Here is an 18,407-nt window from a genome sequence, read left to right on the forward strand (position 1 = left end):
GAGATGAAGCTGGTGAGTTTCGAGTATCGGGGTGCCACGTCGTTCGGCGTGGTGGATGGCGATAGCCTGGTGGATCTGGCGCCCATCGCCGGCGAAGTTGGCGGGACGTTGAAGGCGGCGCTGGCGAAAGGGAGTCTGCCGGCAATCGCGCAATGGGTCGCCGGCGCGAAGGAGCGCATCGCGCTGACCGATGTGAGGCTGTTACCCGTTGTGCCGGACCCGGAGAAGATCCTGTGCGTCGGCATCAACTACCTGTCGCACGTGAAGGAGACGGGGCGGGAGATTCCCACGTTTCCGATGATCTTCACCCGCTGGGCTGATTCGCAGACCGCACACGGCGGCCCGATTGTTCGTCCCAGTGCGTCTGAAAAACTGGACTTTGAAGGCGAATTGGCAATCGTGATCGGCAAGACCGCGCGTCACGTGCGTCGAGAGGATGCCGCGCAATACGTCGCCGGATATTCCTGCTACAACGACGGCAGCGTGCGGGACTGGCAGAAGCATACGATCCAGTTCATTCCGGGCAAGAATTTTCCGTCAACCGGCGGATTTGGACCGTGGCTGGTCACGCCCGATGAGGTCGGCGATCCGTCGAAACTGACGTTGATCACGCGCCTGAACGGCGTGGCGGTCCAGGAAGCAAAAACCGACGATCTGATCTTCGACGTGGGTCAATTGATCGAATACTGCTCCACGTTCACCGAACTGCGCCCGGGTGACGTGATCATCACCGGAACCACAGGCGGCGTCGGTGCCTTCCGCTCACCTCCCTTGTGGATGAAGGCTGGTGATGTGGTTGAGGTCGAGATCTCCCGCATCGGCACGCTGCGCAATGTGGTGGTCGACGAGGCCCGCTAGGAATAATGTCCAGGAGGCGCCCGCCTTACGGTGGGCGGCTGGTGCGCGTCCCTGGTGGCGGCGCCGGTAGCTGATGCTGATGGAGTCACGAATTGAAGATTATCCATGTCGACGTACTCGTAGTCGGAGGCGGTCCGACCGGGCTGGCGCTCTCGAATGTGCTCGGAAGCGCGGGCGTGCAGTTCACTCTCGTGGACCGCAAGCCATCCACAATCGCAGAGCCGCGTGCTGTATCGATCGACGACGAGTCGCTGCGAACCATGCAGGCAATCGGGCTTGCGGAGCCCGTGATGAAAGACGTCGTTCCTGGTTATGGCGTTCATTATTTTACGCGTTACGGTGGGCGGTGCTTTGGCAAAGTGATTCCGACTGCCAGCGAATATGGCTTCCCGCGCCGGAACGCGTTCCGGCAGCCTCTGTTCGAAGCAACGGTGCGCGAGGGGTTGAACCGGTTCGAATGCGGCCAGGTGCTGTTCGGTCATACGCTCGAGTCCTTCACGCAGGACGACAAGGCGGTGGTCGCCCAGGTCACGGCTCACGACGGCGCGCAGATGGAAATTCGCGCACAGTACCTCATTGCCTGTGATGGCGGCCGCAGTCCGGTTCGCGAAATGCTCGGTATCAAGATGGTCGGCTCGACGTTCAAGTCGCGATGGCTTGTCATCGATACGGAGGACGACGACGATACGTTCTCGCAGATGCGGGTCTACTGCGACGCGAAGCGGGCTGTCGTCGACGTGCCTGGGCCACACCGCACGCGGCGGTTCGAGATTCTGGTTCATCCCCATGAGTCCGCCGACGCGATCATGGAACCCGCAGCGATCCGGAAACTGCTCATGCCGTTCCGGGGCGACCGGGAGACGAACATCATTCGCAAGGTGGTCTATACGTTCCACGCGCGGGTTGCTGAACGCTGGCAGGAGGGGCGGGTATTTCTCGCCGGTGACGCCGCTCACCTGACTCCGCCATATGCCGGGCAGGGGATGAACAGCGGCGTGCGGGACGCGTTCAACCTCGGCTGGAAGATCGCCGCTGTGCTGGAGGGGCGCTTGCCTGCCCAGGTGCTCAACACCTATGAGATGGAGCGCCGCGAGCATGCATGGGCGTTGATCCGTCTTGCGCTCAATCTTGGTACGGTGATGGCGCCGTCATCGCGTCTGAGCGCGTTTCTCTGGCAGTCGTTCTTTACCTTCGCCGGTTATATCCCGCCGCTGCGCGACTATTTCCTGCAGATGAAGTTCAAGCCCAAGCCGCGCTTCAAGGAGGGGTTGCTGGGACCGGAGGACGATCTCGGCAAACAGAGTTATCGCGGGCGCATGCTGCCGCAACCCCTGGTTCGGACCGCCGATGGCAGGACATGCCTGCTTGATGATATGGCTGGTCAGGGGTTCGCACTCATCCAGTATGGTCCGGCCAATGTCAGCGGGCTGGCTGCGCTGGATCATCCGCTGTGGAGAACGTTACGTTGTACAAGGGTGCATGTCTTGCCTGCCGGTTCGCCCTTTCCGACGCTTCGAAGTGACGCCTCGCACAGAGTTGTTGTTGACGTTAATGGCGTGTTTGAAACGCCGCTCGCACACCACGAAGGACGTGTGCTGCTGTTACGCCCTGATCGCTATGTTGCCGGGTCTTTCAAGGTGGAGGAGCAGTCACGGTTCGCCGCTGTCTATGCGGCACGACTCGGTATCGATCGCTTTGACGAGCGTGTGGCGGATGTTGCAACGGTGACTGAGTCCGCTGCTGCGTCATCGCATGTCTGAGGGGAATATCATGGTAACTACGCTTCAGCAGGCCACGCCGGCACGACTGCATCATCTGCATATCGTGTCGGACGATCCGCAACAGCTCGCTGCTTTCTATCGCGCCCGGCTTGGCCTGGAGGATGTCGAGTCGCCAGACGACCGGATCGTGCTAACGGGGCCGTCGCGCGCGGTGGAAATCAGCGATTCCCGCAGCGGGCGTTTGCCTCATTCGGGTTTCGTGCTCAACTCCACGCAGGACCTCGACAGACTGCGTCAACGATTGACCATGAGCGACGTTCAATGCTTGCCTACCGACAGCGTGCTGTATCGGTCCGGCGCGTTCATGGTTCGTGATCCCCAGGGCCGGCTGGTTTCTTTTGGGCTGGCGGCTGACGGTGCGCAGCGAAATGGTATGCCGGGGCGCCTGCAACATACCGTATTCCAGACGACGGAACTGGAACGTGTGATTGCCTTCTATACGGAAGTCATCGGCTTTGCGATCTCGGACGAGGTGGTCGACGACAGCGGCAAACCGATGGTGGTCTTCATGCGTTCTGACGACGAACACCACACGCTCGCGTTCTTTCAGGGCAGCCAGAATGTCTGGGATCATCACTGCTACGAGACGAGCGAATGGAATGACATACGCGATTGGGGCGACCTGTTCGCGAAAGCGGAAGTGCCGATTTTCTTCGGGCCGGGCCGCCATGGACCGGGCAACAACCTCTTCTTCATGGTCACGGACCCGGATGGCAACCGGTTGGAATTCTCGGCGGAGCTGGCACACGTCAGTGTTGACGATGCGCCGGGCGTCTGGCCTCATGGCGAACGTACGCTGAATTCGTGGGGACGCGCATGGATTCGAACCTAGAACAGGTCATTGCCGAGCTGGTCGTTGCGAATCATATTCTGTTCGACGAGCATGTTGTCGACGCGTTTGGGCACGTCAGCGTGCGGCATCCCGGCAAGCCGGGGCATTTCCTGCTTTCGCGCTCCATGGCGCCATCGCGGGTACGTGCCGAGGACATCATCGAGCATGACGAAAATGGTGAACCGATCGATGCGAATGGACGAGGCGTGTATCTGGAACGGTTCATCCATGCCGAAATCTATCGGGCACGGCCCGACGTCGCTTCGGTGGTGCATAGTCACTCGGCATCCGTCATTCCGTTCGGTGTATCCCGGGTGAGCCTGAAGCCTGTATTTCACATGGCCTCGTTCCTGCACGGCGCTACGCGCTTCGAGATCCGTGAGGGTTTCGGCGATGAAACCGACCTGTTGATCCGCGATGCGGAGAAAGGCCGTTATCTGGCACAGGCGCTTGGTGGCGCCTGTGTGTCTCTGCTTCGCGGTCACGGTTCGGTCGTGGTCGGTGGCAACCTGCGCGAGTCCGTGTATCGGGCTGTCTACACGGAGGTCAACGCGCGGATCCAGACTCAGGCGATCGCGCTCGGTACGGAAGTCGACTATCTGACCGCTGCGGAATCCGGCGCCGCTACCCGGGCCAACGCGACTCAGACCAGCCGCTGCTGGGACCTGTGGGCCGAGCAGGCGGCGGCGCGGCGCAAGACGGAAATCTGACGCAAGTTCAGACGACTCGAGACGCTGACATCGCTGCTGCCGTGATTGTCCGGTCAATATGCATTCTTCAATACGGCCGCATCGGCCGCAATCCAGCCGTCCGCACGGACGGCGACTTCCCGCCCTGGTCCCACATCGATCAAATCTTTGATCGATGTGGGGCGCGGTGTTAACATGGATTGCACAAAATTATCTAAAGGTGAGAAAATTTAAGCACTTTCCTGCCAATAAATACTTTCCATGGCCGCATCTGACCGTTCTCTTTCCGTCCTGAAACTCTTCACGGTCGAGCATCCGGAATGGACCGCGGAAGACGTTGCCGCAGCGCTGGACGTTGGAATTGCCACGGCCTATCGTTATCTGTCTGCGCTCGACGAAGCGGGGTTGATCGCCACGACCCGCCCTGGTCGCTACGGCCTGGGGCCGGCGATTACACAGCTCGACCGGCAGTTGCAGTTGACCGACCCGCTGCTGATCGCCGCGCGCCCGGTCATGAATGATCTGTCTGCCTACGCGCCGCCCGGCTCGGTCGTGTTGCTGTGCCGTGCAGTCGGTGAAAGCGTCCTGTGCATTCACCGCGTGCATGCGCCGGGCAGTTCGCCGGCGGTCAGCTACGAGCGGGGACGGCCTATGCCGCTGTTCTATGGCGCGACTTCGAAGATGCTGCTCGCGTATCTGCCGCCGAGGCGTGTGAAGGCGCTGTTTGAGAAGCACACCAAAGCGATCGCGAAGGCGGGGTTGGGCAAGACACTTCCCGCCTTCCGCTCTGTGTTGGGCGAATGGCGCAAAGCCGGCAGTGTCGTGACACGAGGAGAGGTCGATACCGGTTTGGTCGGGATCGCGGCGGCCATTCTGTCGGCTGACAGGACGGGTGTCGGAAGCATCAGCTATGTCGTGACCGGGCAGACAGACGAGAAAACGATTGCTCGCCTCGCCGCACTGGTCTCGACCGGTGCGCGGGAGATCGAGATGGAGTTGCGCGACGAAACGGCTGCCGTTCCGTCCTGATTCGCTGCTCCGGTTTCAGGTCTGCCTGCGAGCAGATCGATCCGGCCGGGCATCGACGCTCGCCTCGCGATTTCCACGTGCCGAAATCTTCCCCGCCTGGATACCCATCGCGCCAATGGCCGCAGCGGCCAGCGCGACCGGTACCGCGAGGCTGTTGAAGATGAGCTGGAAGTCCCAGCCCATCGTCAACAGAATTCCGCCGATAGACGCGCCGACGATACCACCGATACGGCCGATTCCGAGCATCCAGCTTACGCCCGTCGCGCGGCAGGGCGTTTCGTAAAACTGCGACGCGAGGACTGACAGCGCCGCCTGCGCTCCCATCGCGAATCCTGCGGCGAACACCAGCACTTTCAGTAGAACCAGGCTGCTCGGGTGCGAGCCGATCGGGACGATGAATACGACGGCCGCCGCGTACGCCAAGGTTAGTACCAGGTACCGGTTTATCCTGTCCATCAGCCAGCCCATGAACACCGCACCGAAGGTGCCGCCAAACATGAACATGGCGGTAACCATGGCTGCCGACTCGATCGGAATGCCTGTATCCCTCATGAGTGTCGGAAGCCAACCCGTCAGCAGATAGACGACGACCTGCCCGAAGAAGTTCGTCATCCACAGGAGCAGCGTGCCACCTGCGTTCTGCGGTGTGAACAGGGCGCGGATGGACGACCGGCCGGCGTTGGCTGCTTCGGGGACGCTGAACGTCACGCCATCGAGATTCTCGGCCGGTGCGATCTTTTGCAGGATCGCCGCGATCCGCGCCGCGCGAGCGCGCTGGACGACGAGAAAGCGCGCGGATTCCGGCAGCAGGGCGATCAGCACGATGCCGAGCACGGTCGGCAGGATCCCGCCTGCAAACAGCACACTGCGCCACCCGAATGCGGGAATGAGCTGTGACGAAAGAAAGCCGGCGGACGCGGAGCCAAGCGTAAAGCCGCATAGCATCAACGTGCCGAACAACGAACGGCGCGATACGGGGCTGTACTCAGTCATCATCGTGCTGGTGTTGGGCATGGCGGCGCCGAGACCCAGTCCCGCTACGAAGCGCAACCCGACCATCATTGAAAGTGAACCGGCCCGTGCGGCGAGCAGGCTGCTCAGACCGAACGTCAGCACGGAAACAACGATCACGGTTTTGCGTCCATACCTGTCGGCCATCGGGCCGGCCGTCAACGCGCCAATCGCGAGTCCGAACAGTGCCGCGCTCATGACCGGCGCGAGTGCCGCTCTCGAGACGTGCCAGTGTGCGGCCAGCGCCGGCGCAATGAAACCCATTGACGCAGTGTTAAGCCCGTCGACTGCGACAACGAGGAAGCACAGAAGAAGGATCCGCCATTGATATCCCGAGAACGGGTGCTTGTTGATGAAGTCTTGAACGTCGACGGTGACGGGTTTCACGGCATCTCCAGTAGTAGGTATGCACTGTTTCCCGTCGCGTCCTGGCTGCAGGGAAGGCGAATCCGGCCAAACTGGATGGGCGGATATGGAACAGTGCTATGCGATAGGTGTGTAAGTTTTATCGAAATAAGATAAAAAAGCATCAGTGGTTATAACCTATATATCGAAATGAGCGATCATGTAGCATATAATTTCTATTCGGCGGAGGGGTCGCGGATTCTCGCATCATGCCGGCGAGGGTCCCGCAGGTCGCGCCGAATGGTTTTGTGGCGTGAACAAGCGCGCATAGGCATCCGTATCAAGCAATGGAGCAGACGATGAAGTTAGGCGAAGACAACAAGCGATTGATGCTGATCGGAGGGGAACTGACGGCAAGCCAAACGGGCGAATGGCTTCCGTCCATCAATCCCGCTACCGAAGAGGTTATTGGCTACACGCCAGCCGCCGCCGCGTCGGACGTAGACGCAGCGGCAAAGGCGGCAACGCAGGCGTGGCCGGCATGGAATGCGCTCGGCGTGGAGGCGCGTGGGGAAGCGCTCCGGGAGGTGGCAAGGCAACTCAAGGCGCGCTCGGACGAAATTCTTGCCGTGGAGGTGGCTGATACCGGCAATACCATCAGCGCGCTGAAAGGGGATGTCGACGCTGCCGTATGGTCACTCAATCACTACGCCGGGCTTGGCTACGAACTGAAGGGGGAGACGATCCCGGCGACGCCCGGCAACCTCCACTTGACCGTTCGGGAGCCGTTTGGAGTAGTCGGCCGGATCGTACCGTTCAATCACCCCATCATGTTCGCCGCGGCCCGTACCGCGGCTGCGTTGATGGCAGGCAACGCCGTCGTGGTCAAGCCACCCGAGACGAGCCCGCTTTCCGCGACGATCTTCGCGGAAATCTGCCAGCAGGCTCTGCCGCCCGGTGTGATGAACGTCGTCACCGGACTTGGCCGTGATGCCGGTGACGCCATTGCACGCCACCCGGATATCAAGCGGATCGCGTTCATCGGGTCGCCCGGCACCGCTCGCCAGATCCAGAAATCCGCAGCCGACGTGTGCGTCAAGCACATCTCGCTCGAGCTCGGAGGCAAGAATCCGATGATCGTGTTCCCGGATGCCGATCTCGAGCGAGCCAAAGATGCCGCTGTGCGTGGGATGAATTTTGCGTGGCAGGGCCAGTCCTGTGGTTCGACAAGCCGCCTGTTGGTACATGACAGCCTGTATGACGAGTTCGTCGAAAGCGTCGTCGCTCGTGTCAGGCAGATCAGGCTGGGTAATCCTGCGCTCGAAACATCGACCATGGGGCCGATCAATTCGAAGGCGCAGTACGACAAGGTATGCAATTACGTTGAAGTCGCCAAGGCTGACGGCGCGCGGCTCGTGCATGGCGGCCGGCGGCCGGAGGGCGCCGAATTCCAGCGCGGCTACTGGCTCGAGCCAACGGTATTTGCGGATGTGACATCGCAGATGCGTATCGCACAGGAGGAGGTGTTTGGGCCGATCCTGTCGATCATGCGCTGGAGTGATGCGAAGCAGGCGCTCGACATTGCCAATTCGGTCGAATACGGTCTGACGGCGTCCATCTGGACGGCTGATATCGGCACGGCCATGCAGACCGCCCGTCAGGTTCGTAGCGGCTATATCTGGATCAACGGTGTGGGCACCCATTTCAGGGGCGTGCCATTTGGCGGCTACAAGAACTCTGGCGTGGGACGCGAAGAGAGTCTCGACGAAATGCTGAGCTATACCGAAACGAAGGTGATCAACATCATGCTGTAACCGGTACTCCGCAGTGACGCACGGCACGCATTCAGTGCCGCGCGTCACACGGCATGCCTTGAGCGCGACGCCCGAATCAAGTAGAGAAACTATAAAGTGGAGCGGGCGATATTCGCCATCATCGTCGCGCCGCCTCGGCGCGAAGACCGTCGAGCGTGAACCCAACGCGACGCCGCCAGGTGTCGGCTCCGATGTCGGCCATGATCCGCATCAGTGCGCCATTTGACACGAACACCAGAAACAGGTCCTCGAGCGTGAAGTCGGGGCGCAACGAACCATCGCGCTGCGCGTCTTCGACGAATTGCCGCGCTTGCGTCATCGTCTCGTCGCACACAGCCGCCAGCCGCGAGGCGTCGGGGTGGCGGCGTGAAACGATGTCGTTGAGCGCAGGCTCGGTGGCCTGGATTTCGCAAATTAGCTCGACATAAGAGGCGAACCGGCTCCATGGGTCGGGGCAGCCGCGTGCGCGCGCCACCGCGTCACTGAGCCGCTCTGCCGCGACGTCCGCCATGACCACATCGGTGAGTGCTTCGCGCGTGCCGAAGCGGTTGTACAGGGTGCCGATGCTGACGCCCGCACGTTGCGCGATCTCTTCCAGTGGCACGTCGAGGCCACGCTCCTGGAATGCATCCAGTGCGGCAGTCTTGATCTTTTCCGTATTGAGCTGTGCGTCGCGTCGTAGCCGCGGCGTACCAGGTTTACCGGCGCCAGGATGGTTCATGGCGTTAAGGTTTTATTCATAACTTGACGGAGCCCTCAACTTTAAATAGGATGAAGTTGAATGATACCTCAACATATGAATGACTCGTGGGAACGGAGCAGGACATGCCTAAGACCATTTTCATCACCGGTGCCTCGTCAGGCATCGGCAAAGCTGTAGCGAAGCAGTTTGCCGGGCAGGGCTGGAACGTCGTGGCGACGCTGCGCGATCCGTCTGCGGAGACTGAACTCGTCAACGGAGACCGCCTGTTCGTCACGCGACTGGACGTTCAGGATGAGTCCAGTGTGACCTCGGCGGTTGACGCGGCCGTCGAGCGCTTCGGCGGGATCGATGTTCTCGTGAACAACGCCGGCTTCAGCCTGTTTGGCGTTTTCGAGGCGCTGTCGCCGCAAAAGATCCAGGAGCAGTTCGCGGTCAACGTCTTCGGCCTGATGGATGTCACGCGCGCCGTGCTGCCTGTCTTGCGGCGGCAGGGCGGTGGCACGATCGTCAACGTGAGTTCCAGCGGCGGCATGATCACGGTGCCGCTGATGTCGATGTACCACGCCACCAAGTTCGCGGTCGAGGGGTTCTCCGAGTCGCTGGCCTATGAACTGACGTCGCAGAACATCTCCGTCAGGCTGATCGAACCGGGCGCAGTACGCACGCAGTTTGGGGCACGGATGTTCTCTGAATTTGCGCACGATCGGTCGCTGGCCTGCTACGACGGATTCATCGACAAGACCAATGCCCTTTATGCCGCGATGCTGGCCGGCGAGACGAGCAGTGCCGAGCAGGTCGCCGATGTTGTCTTCGGCGCGGCGACCGATCAGTCGTCGCAGTTGCGCTATGTTGTCGGCGAAGATATCGCTGCGCTGGTCAAGGCTCGGCACGAAATGGGCGAAGACAACTATATCGCACTGATGCGCGCGCGGTTCCTGAGTGCGGCACCGGCCGCGCCGACCGCGGGAGGACGGTGAGAATGTCAGCACATGTCAATCACGGCGCTCATCACACGTCGGCACAGGAAGCGCCAGCCATGCTCATGCCTGAGTTGAGCTTGCCGCATGGGCGCATCCGCGGCGTTGCCCGCAATGCACACGGCGTACTCGCCTATAAGGGAATCCCTTTCGCCGCGCCACCGGTCGGTGCATTGCGCTGGCGGCCTCCGCAAGATGTCGTTGGCTGGACCGATGTCCGCGACGCCACTGCTTATGGCCCGCCGTGCTTTGGGGCACCGATGCCGGTGCCAGGCCTGAAAGCGCTGACCAGGGACCAGGGCGAGGATTGCCTGACCTTGAACGTCTGGACTGCGGCGCAGACTGCCGAGGAGCGGCGGCCGGTCATGGTGTGGATTCACGGCGGTGGTTTCGAGTTGGGCGCGTCCGCCTTCTTCGGGGCTGAGGGCGCGCACCTCGCGGCGAAGGGCGTCGTGATGGTCAGCATGAACTACAGGCTTGGCGTGTTCGGGTTTCTCGCTCATCCCGAACTGGATCGCGAAGGTTCGCCCTCGGGCAACTTCGGCTTGCAGGATCAGATCAAGGCGCTGCGATGGGTGCAAGAGCATATTGCATTGTTCGGCGGCGACCCGGGCAATGTCACGCTGTTTGGCGAATCCGCCGGGTCGCACGCTGTGGGCATGCTCATGGCCTCACCACTGGCCCGCGGCTTGTTCCATCGAGCCATCGGAGAAAGCGGCGCATTCTGGGACACCGAGCATGGGTCGATCGCGACCAAGGCCGAGGCCGAAGCCCGAACCCGCGCCTTCATGACCAGGATGCGGGTCCGTTCTCTCGCGGAGTTGCGTGCGCTGGCGGGTGAAAAGCTTCACCGCGCCTCCGTCTGGAACTTTCTTACAGACCCGGCCATCACCGCATTTGCTCCTAATATCGACGGCTTTGTGCTGCAAGAATCGCCCGCGCAAACGTTCGAGCACGGCGGGCAAGCCGATGTCCCTTTGCTGGGTGGTTGGAATGCAGACGAACACAGCTTCTTCATGAGCCGGGCGTTGCCGCATCGCACACCGGCGCAGTTCGTCAAGGCCGCAACGGCACAGTTCGGTCCATCTCGAATGCAGGACTTTCTGGCCGTATATCCTGCCGGCACGAAGCAAGCGGCCGAGCAATCGGCGCAGTATCTGATGGGTGATCTGTGCATTAGCCAACAGACTTGGGCATGGCTGGGTCTGCATCGCACGACGGCCCGCTCGGACGTGTTTGCCTACAACTTCGACTACACCTCGCCCTATTCGCCCAAGCCTAGCCACGGCGCGGAAACGGCATTCGTATTCGGTAGCCTCGACATGAGCTTTGGGCCGTCAAAGGCGCCGGCCGGCGAGGCGGACAAGGAATTGTCGGCGTTGATGATGTCGTACTGGACGAACTTCGCGCGGAATGGGAATCCGAACGGCCCCGGATTGCCGCCATGGCCGGTCTACGGCGGGCCGGGTTCCCTGGTCATGCGTTTCGGCAGCTCCAGCGGCGCAGCACCCGAGGACGCAACGGAGCGATTCCGCTTCATCCAGTCCTTCAGGTCTTCTGGTCGGCTACCAGAGGATTGGAGGCGAGTCCAGGGCCGGATGCCGGCGCTGTTGGCCAAGGTTGTGGCGAAGACGGTGCTCCTGTTCATGGGCTAGTCATACTCCCGCACTTGAAAACAATATGTCATCCTTACCATTTCATATCTACGACCGATCGGTCGGATGAAGAGTGTCAGTAACATTGGAATATGCAGTGGATTCATGATGACTATGAAATCCATTGCATGGATTTATGGAAGCACTACGTGTAACTTTCACTCCCGGATGGAAACAAGAATAGAAAGCAGGAGGCGGAAGTGTCGAGTTGTGATACGCAGAAGGCGGACGGTGTCGACCTGCCTATTACCAGAACGCATGGGTTGCGAGGTGTAAGAGCTGAACTGCTCGATCTCACGTATTCAGGTGGCCTGCTCTCAAGCCACCGTGTCCTTCTTGCAGTTATATTTCGGACCCACATACGCTCGGTGCTAACACTGCCCCGCAACGTGCAGTTTGCATTTTCCCGTGCATGCGATGAGTTATCTCAGTACACGCTGCGCGGGTAACCACCGTGAGATCCGCCGCTAGCGTGCGTGGCGAATGCTCGTCCTGAAAGTATCGGTTTCTTCCAGAATGATTGCAACGTTCAATCTTCCGGCGACTGTCAAATAAAAAGTGTAGTTCGTAAAAATATCAGGAGACTTCAATGTTCATTCGAAATTGTTGGTACGTGGCCGCGTGGCAGGAAGAGCTAACCTCGCAGCCACTGGCGAGAACAATACTTGGCGAGCCAGTCGTGTTATATCGCACAGCTTCTGGTCAAGTGAGCGCTCTTGAGGATCGCTGCGTGCATCGCAGCCTTCCCTTGTCGATGGGGAGGGTGTGTGGAGAGCATCTGGTCTGTGCCTATCATGGTCTTTCTTACGACCATGCCGGACGATGTGTACATATTCCAGCACAGGATGTCATTCCAAAAAACGCACAGATAAGGCGTTATCCAGTCGTTGAGAAGGACAGTGTCATCTGGATCTGGATGGGAGATTCAACGCGAGCAGATGAAACTTCCGTGCCAGATTATCTTTGGCATAGCGATCCGGGATGGGCTCACAAAAAGAGTTACCGGCACATCGCCGCCTACTACGAACTGATCCATGACAATCTGATCGACCTCTCACATGTTGGCTGGGTCCATGAGAAAACGATCGGTGGCACACCAGAAGCTCACTCCAGAGCAGAAGTGAAAGTGGTTCGTTCTGAAGATCAGGTTAGCGTACGCCGATGGATGCGTGACTCGGTACCTCCCCCGACCTACGTCAAGGCCGTCGACTTTAAGGGAAATATAGATCGATGGATGGAGATCCGCTTTAGACCAGGACTAATCAACATCTATGTCGGCGCGAACGATGCAGGTAAGGGCGTTGACGAAGACCATTACCGGAATACGTTCGGCGCGCGAATTTTCAACGGAGTGACGCCGGAAACGGAGCATTCAACGCACTATTTCTGGACTGCCGCGCACAACTTTAAGGTGGACCAGCCCGCTGCTACAGAGGCACTGTTCAAGGAGGTTTACGCGACCTTCGAAGAAGACAAAATGGTGCTTGAGAGCCAGCATTCCCGGATGCGTGATGTACCTGGGGCACCAACAATCGATCTTATTAGCGATGCCGGTGGGAACCAGGCGCGTCGGCTGGTGAAGGCAAAAATAGAAGAGGAACTGCGCCACGTTCCGGTGCCTGCATGAACTGCCACCAGGGCAACCCTTGCCGAGAGTAGGGTGAAAACAGGTTACGTCAGTTAACGCTGCACCACTTCAAAATAAACGATCTACTGGGACGTGATTGTTGATGGAAAAAGTAATGAACTTACTATCCATGCGTGTCGTCAGGAAAACTAACGAAGCCGATGGAATTTGCAGCTTTGAGCTGATTGCCGAGTCGGGAGAGGAGTTGCCTGCATTCACTGCCGGCGCGCACCTCGATGTCCAGATTCCAGGGCCAGAGAATTTCGTGCGCCAGTACTCTCTGGCGAACTCGCCTGCTGATCGAAAAAGGTACCTGATTGGAGTTTTGCTCGATGCCTCAGGACGTGGTGGGTCGCGTAGCATGCATGAGCGGGTCAATGAAGGAGACCTTCTGAGGGTTTCCCCGCCGAAGAACCATTTCCCCCTCGTCCCTGATACGCGTTTCGCTTTGATATTGGCAGGTGGAATCGGAGTGACTCCCCTGCTGGCGATGGCTGAGGAGTTACATCGAAATCACGTAAGCTTCGACTTCCACTATGCGGCCCGCAGTGTTGCGAGAATGGCGTTTAGAGAGCGGCTCGAAAAATCGCCTTACAGGGAGAGGGTGCACTTTTATCTTGACGATCAAAGTTCCGGGCAGCCGCTGAACTTGACGACGATACTGTCCACGCCAAACCCCGGCGTACACCTATATATCTGTGGCCCGCGAGGACTTCTGGATGCCGCGATAGGGGTTGCGCATGCTTCGGGATGGAGCGAAGCGCAAATTCACTTTGAGGCGTTTTCCAACCAGGTGCAGGAAGCCGGCGATGCCTTCGATCTTCGGCTGGCTAGAAGTGAACGGATCATTCGAGTTGGTGCTAATGAGCCTGTTATTCACGCGCTGTCACGCAACGGGATCGAAGTGCCCACCTCTTGCGAGCAGGGGGTATGTGGAACCTGTCTAACACGTGTGATTTCCGGTATTCCAGATCATCGGGATATGTATCTGACGCAGCAGGAGCGAGAAAGGAATGATCAATTTTTGCCTTGCTGCTCAAGATCTCGTTCTTCGATTCTGGTTGTGGATCTATGAGCGTCATATTGTTCGTCGAACTAGCTCGCTGTTCGCGATAGTTGGGCGTGACGCCATCGCCAGACTGTTATGGACGAACAGATCGTCCTGAAACAGGGTCCGTAATTTCCCCAATGCATGACTGACTGCCGGTTGCGTAAGTCCGAGCCGATCGGCGGCCCGCGACATGCTTCGTTCATCAGCAAGGGTCTGAAGCACGTGCAGGAAATTCAGATCGGAGGGGGCATCTATGCACCTGTTTCATGATGGGTATGAAATCCATTGTATAGATTTATAGCCTGCCAGCGTTTAACGTCGTATCCACGCTCAAAAAAGCGGGAGATAAAAACGGAAATAGTTTCGCACTCAAGCGAACGAATCCTCTGGAGACAGGAAATGCATGCGCAAGTCGTTACGCCTTCGAAATTCATCGACGATACACAAATATCGTCCCTGCAGATCATCACCCTCGTTCTGTGTTTTTTTGTCGTCGCCGCTGACGGTTTTGATGTCGCCTCGGTAGGGTACGTTGCGCCGTTGCTCAAAAAGGCCTGGTCGCTTGGCCCCGCCCAGCTTGGTCCAATTTTTGGTGCGGGCCTGTTTGGCCTCACCGTAGGAAGTTTTCTGTTCGGACCGCTCGCTGATCGCATCGGCCGCAAGCGCGTCATTATGATCTCGCTGGTGCTGTTCGGCATTGGCAGTTTTGCCTGCGCGTATGCGCCGTCGCTGACGTGGCTAATCCTGCTACGCTTCGCGACTGGCGCGGGCCTCGGTGGTGCGATGCCGAATGCAATCACACTGTCGTCGGAATTCAGTCCGGCTCGCAACCGGGCGTGGATGGTGACGCTGATGTTTTGCGGCTTCACGCTCGGCCTCGCTTTTGGCGGCGCCATCGCTGCGCTTCTGATTCCGACCTTCGGATGGAAAGGCGTATTCGTTTTCGGTGGCCTGTTCCCGCTTTGCCTGATTCCGATAGTCTGGTTGTGGCTGCCGGAGTCGTTGCGTTTCATGGCCGGCAAGCCGCGTTACCGTCAGGAGACGCGTCAAGTGCTCAAGCGCTTGACCGGTGACCCTGACACGCCGCTGGAACAGGTGATCCCCGAGGACGCAAAGACCGCCTCGGGCGACGAATCGGCGGTCAGAACACTGTTCAACCCGCGCTATCGCACCGGCACGCTGCTGATGTGGGTCGCGTTTTTTTGCACGCTGTGGGTCTATTACCAGGTGAGTAGCTGGCTGCCGACGGTGATCACCGGCGCCGGTATCGACGCGGCCCATGCAGCGCGAGTGGGTGCGATGCTGCCGCTAGGCGGGACCGTCGGATCTCTGATAAACGCGCGCCTGATGGACCGTGTTAATCAATTCGTAGTACTGGCTGTGTCCTACGCCGTGGCGGCTGTTTCAATTGCATTGATCGGTTTTTCGATCAATGAGCCCGCATGGGTTTACGTGGCTGTATTCATGGCGGGTTTGGGGCTATCTGGTGCGCAGTCTGGCGCCAATGTGCTTGTCGCCGGTTTCTATACGACGGCTGCACGAGCCACTGGTGTGAGTTGGGCGCTGGCTGTTGGGCGCATCGGGTCGATCATCGGTTCGATGACGGGCGGCATTCTGCTTGCGACATTTCATTCCGTCGAACTCGCATTCGTGACGTTTGCCGCACCGGCGTTGATCGCCGGCGTCGCGATGCTGGCGAACGGCTGGTTCTATCGTGGCAGCAATGTGGCGAAAGTTTGATTCAGCCTGGTTTCACAGAAATGCGACAACGCGTCGCGATTATTCAGGAGAAGGGCATGCGGTACGTAAGCTTTGAAAAAGACGGCAAGGCGTGGTTGGGTGTGCGTGAGAATGGTGCGATTCGCACACTAGGCGAAACAACGCTGGAAGCATTGCTGGCTGAGGGCATTGATCTGAAAACGTGGGCGGTGAAGCAGGACGGCGGCCGTATCGAAGCGGAAGAGGGTTTGAAGTTTCTGCCGCCGTTGCGCCGCCCACCGAAGATTCTCTGCGTCGGTCTGAACTTCGCGGATCACACGAAGGAGAGCAATTTCGAGCAACCAAAGTATCCCACGCTGTTTTTGCGCGTGAACACCAGCCTGGTCGCCCACGACGCGCCAATGATTCGCCCCGCGGTGACCGACTCCGAAGGACTCGACTATGAGGGAGAAATCGCAGTCGTGATCGGAAAGGGCGGTCGTCATATTGCAACGGAAAACGCGCTGGCACACGTCGCGGGCTACTCGTTGTTTAACGACGGATCGGTACGCGAATATCAATTCAAGACGCCGCAGTGGACAGTGGGGAAAAACTTCGACGGCACTGGCGCGTTCGGACCCGACCTTGTCACTGCCGATGAACTTCCGCCAGGCGCGAAAGGCTTGCTGCTGGAGACTCGTCTCAACGGTGAAGTCGTTCAGTCCGCCAACACCAACGAGATGGTTTTCGACATCGCATCTCTCATCAGCATCATCAGCGAAGCCATCACGCTGGAAGCGGGCGACGTGATCGTTGCGGGTACGCCTTCTGGGATTGGCTGGGCGCGCAATCCGAAGTTGCTGATGAAAGCCGGCGACGTGTGTGAAGTGACCGTCGAGAAACTTGGCACCTTGCGCAACACGATTGTCGACGAAGCGGGCGCTTGAAGACGCCTGCCAACGCAAACGACGCAGGAGGAGACAAGATGGCAGCCAACCGCGATTCGAGAAACGTTGCAGTGCATTCGATCGATCACTTCGCGCTCAATGTCCCGTCGCTTTCGGAGGCTGGGTATTTCTTCACGGCATTCGGACTCGATGTGACACCGGCGGCGGAAGGTCTGAATATCCGTGCAGGCGACGGACATCGCTGGGCTCGTATGCTGCCATCGGATCGGAAATCGCTCGCTTATCTCAGCTTCAACTGCTTCGACGGGGATCTGGCGGCAATCGAGCGGCAGGTCATAGCCGCTGGCGCGACCCTCTGTCCCGCACACGCACGAAGCGATGAGCACGGCTTCTGGTTTAACGATCCAGACGGCAACCTGATTCAGGTCCGAGTTGGTCCAAAAACTTCGCCGAATGAGAAAACGCCTGTGGTTCATACCGGTGTTGCGGCAGACGCGCGTGGCTCGTGCATGCGCTCGGAGGTCAAAACCGTACGCCCGCGTCGCCTGTCGCACGTGCTGCTGTTCACGCCGGACACACGGCGCGCCGTCACGTTCTATGGGGAGGCTCTGGGTTTGAGGCTCTCCGACTGCTCCGCCGACATCATTGCATTCACGCATGCACCGCATGGCAGCGACCACCATCTACTTGCGTTCGTGAAGAGTTCCGCAAGAGGCTGGCATCACGTGGCGTGGGACGTGGCGAACGTCAACGAGGTCGGCGCAGGTGCGTCGCAAATGGCGGCGGCGGGTTTTAAGGCCGGCTGGGGTACGGGAAGGCATGTGCTTGGTTCGAATTATTTCCACTATGTGCGTGATCCATGGGGATCGTTCTCCGAGTACTCCGCCGATATGGACTTTGTTTCGGCCGGTAGCGTATGGCCGACCGGAGACTTCCAGCCGGAGGACTCGCTCTATCAATGGGGACCGGATGTTCCCGACTACTTCATTCGCAATACTGAGGCGTAAGCCGGGCGGCGCGAATTTTCGTCGTGGCATGCATGGTTAAACAGGAGGAGGAATTGAAATGCTCTACGTTCGTTTGTGTTTCGACAAGCTTGGCACCGCCGAGTTGCGCGAGCAGCTTCGTGCGGATCATCGCGCATATTTCAAACCCAATCTGCTGACGGATGCCGTGCCTCATCTCGTTCAGGCCGGGCCGTTATGTGTCAGCGACAACGATGACACCAATCTGGCGAGTTTCATGATTCTTGAGGCAACCAGTCTCGACGAGGTGGTGCGCTTTCATGACGGCGATCCGTTCACGAAGGCAGGCCTGTACGACAGGGTCTACATACATCGCTGGGATAGACACATTTAGCGCGTGTCGGCTGCACTCGGCCCACAGGTACCGACTCGGTAACGCCCTTCCTCGTGATGGCCGGCATCAA

At 59.2% G+C, this 18,407-nt stretch carries 17 protein-coding genes; 14 read left to right on the top strand and 3 right to left on the bottom strand.

The features are described from left to right. Positions 1–3 precede the first annotated feature (3 nt). The 5 genes from PQR42_RS05800 to PQR42_RS05820 all read left to right on the top strand — a co-directional run bounded on the left by PQR42_RS05800 (position 4) and on the right by PQR42_RS05820 (position 5,189). On the top strand, positions 4–858 hold the full coding sequence (locus tag PQR42_RS05800) for a fumarylacetoacetate hydrolase family protein (protein WP_408216524.1): 855 nt from the start codon (positions 4–6) through the stop codon (positions 856–858). A 92-nt stretch (positions 859–950) separates the two neighbouring features. Then, positions 951–2,618: a bifunctional 3-(3-hydroxy-phenyl)propionate/3-hydroxycinnamic acid hydroxylase gene (locus PQR42_RS05805; RefSeq protein ID WP_408382989.1), complete on the top strand. Its 1,668-nt coding sequence runs from the start codon at positions 951–953 to the stop codon at positions 2,616–2,618. Between the two features lie 10 nt (positions 2,619–2,628). Continuing rightward, the gene (locus tag PQR42_RS05810; RefSeq protein ID WP_408382991.1) at positions 2,629–3,471 is read left to right on the top strand and encodes a VOC family protein; all 843 of its coding nucleotides are present in this window, start codon (positions 2,629–2,631) and stop codon (positions 3,469–3,471) included. Next, positions 3,456–4,181: a class II aldolase/adducin family protein gene (locus PQR42_RS05815; RefSeq protein WP_408216514.1), complete on the top strand. Its 726-nt coding sequence runs from the start codon at positions 3,456–3,458 to the stop codon at positions 4,179–4,181. The genes PQR42_RS05810 and PQR42_RS05815 overlap by 16 nt, the downstream gene beginning before the upstream one ends. 240 nt (positions 4,182–4,421) lie before the next feature. Continuing rightward, positions 4,422–5,189, top strand: a complete 768-nt coding sequence (locus PQR42_RS05820) for an IclR family transcriptional regulator (RefSeq protein ID WP_154563621.1) — start codon at positions 4,422–4,424, stop codon at positions 5,187–5,189. 15 nt (positions 5,190–5,204) lie between these two features. Here the strand turns inward: PQR42_RS05820 and PQR42_RS05825 are convergent, their stop codons facing one another. Further along, on the bottom strand, positions 5,205–6,587 hold the full coding sequence (locus PQR42_RS05825; protein ID WP_408382993.1) for an MFS transporter: 1,383 nt from the start codon (positions 6,585–6,587) through the stop codon (positions 5,205–5,207). A 317-nt stretch (positions 6,588–6,904) separates the two neighbouring features. Between PQR42_RS05825 and PQR42_RS05830 the strand changes: the two genes are divergently transcribed. Beyond that, positions 6,905–8,359 carry an aldehyde dehydrogenase family protein gene (locus PQR42_RS05830; protein ID WP_408493586.1) on the top strand — a complete coding sequence of 485 codons (1,455 nt, stop codon included), beginning with the start codon at positions 6,905–6,907 and terminating at the stop codon, positions 8,357–8,359. Between the two features lie 118 nt (positions 8,360–8,477). On the opposite strand, the gene PQR42_RS05835 is transcribed toward PQR42_RS05830, so the two are convergent. Further along, positions 8,478–9,080, bottom strand: coding sequence for a TetR/AcrR family transcriptional regulator (locus PQR42_RS05835; RefSeq protein WP_408216501.1), 603 nt, complete (start codon positions 9,078–9,080; stop codon positions 8,478–8,480). Between the two features lie 104 nt (positions 9,081–9,184). On the opposite strand from PQR42_RS05835, the gene PQR42_RS05840 reads away from it, so the two are divergent. From PQR42_RS05840 to PQR42_RS05855, 4 genes are all read left to right on the top strand, one after another. Beyond that, positions 9,185–10,039: an SDR family oxidoreductase gene (locus PQR42_RS05840; RefSeq protein WP_408382995.1), complete on the top strand. Its 855-nt coding sequence runs from the start codon at positions 9,185–9,187 to the stop codon at positions 10,037–10,039. Between the two features lie 2 nt (positions 10,040–10,041). After that, a complete protein-coding gene (locus tag PQR42_RS05845; protein ID WP_408493587.1) occupies positions 10,042–11,694 on the top strand; it encodes a carboxylesterase/lipase family protein in 1,653 nt (550 codons plus the stop codon). Positions 11,695–12,283: 589 nt separating this feature from the next. Next, positions 12,284–13,321 carry an aromatic ring-hydroxylating dioxygenase subunit alpha gene (locus PQR42_RS05850; RefSeq protein ID WP_408382999.1) on the top strand — a complete coding sequence of 346 codons (1,038 nt, stop codon included), beginning with the start codon at positions 12,284–12,286 and terminating at the stop codon, positions 13,319–13,321. A 103-nt stretch (positions 13,322–13,424) separates the two neighbouring features. Continuing rightward, a complete protein-coding gene (locus PQR42_RS05855) occupies positions 13,425–14,396 on the top strand; it encodes a PDR/VanB family oxidoreductase (RefSeq protein WP_408383000.1) in 972 nt (323 codons plus the stop codon). Between the two features lie 3 nt (positions 14,397–14,399). Here the strand turns inward: PQR42_RS05855 and PQR42_RS05860 are convergent, their stop codons facing one another. Continuing rightward, entirely contained in the window at positions 14,400–14,627 is a 228-nt protein-coding gene (locus PQR42_RS05860; RefSeq protein WP_408383031.1) for a helix-turn-helix domain-containing protein, read from the bottom strand. A gap of 144 nt (positions 14,628–14,771) precedes the next feature. Between PQR42_RS05860 and PQR42_RS05865 the strand changes: the two genes are divergently transcribed. From PQR42_RS05865 to PQR42_RS05880, 4 genes are read left to right on the top strand one after another with little or no spacing between them, the layout of a single operon-like run. Next, a complete protein-coding gene (locus tag PQR42_RS05865) occupies positions 14,772–16,112 on the top strand; it encodes an MFS transporter (RefSeq protein ID WP_408216486.1) in 1,341 nt (446 codons plus the stop codon). A 56-nt stretch (positions 16,113–16,168) separates the two neighbouring features. Next, positions 16,169–17,017, top strand: a complete 849-nt coding sequence (locus tag PQR42_RS05870; RefSeq protein WP_408216483.1) for a fumarylacetoacetate hydrolase family protein — start codon at positions 16,169–16,171, stop codon at positions 17,015–17,017. A gap of 38 nt (positions 17,018–17,055) precedes the next feature. Continuing rightward, on the top strand, positions 17,056–17,985 hold the full coding sequence (locus PQR42_RS05875; protein ID WP_408383002.1) for a VOC family protein: 930 nt from the start codon (positions 17,056–17,058) through the stop codon (positions 17,983–17,985). Positions 17,986–18,043: 58 nt separating this feature from the next. After that, positions 18,044–18,337, top strand: a complete 294-nt coding sequence (locus PQR42_RS05880; RefSeq protein WP_408216480.1) for a YciI family protein — start codon at positions 18,044–18,046, stop codon at positions 18,335–18,337. The last annotated feature ends 70 nt before the right edge of the window (positions 18,338–18,407 follow it).

It is taken from the genome of Paraburkholderia sediminicola, from assembly GCF_046027355.1.
GTDB lineage: Bacteria > Pseudomonadota > Gammaproteobacteria > Burkholderiales > Burkholderiaceae > Paraburkholderia > Paraburkholderia sediminicola_B.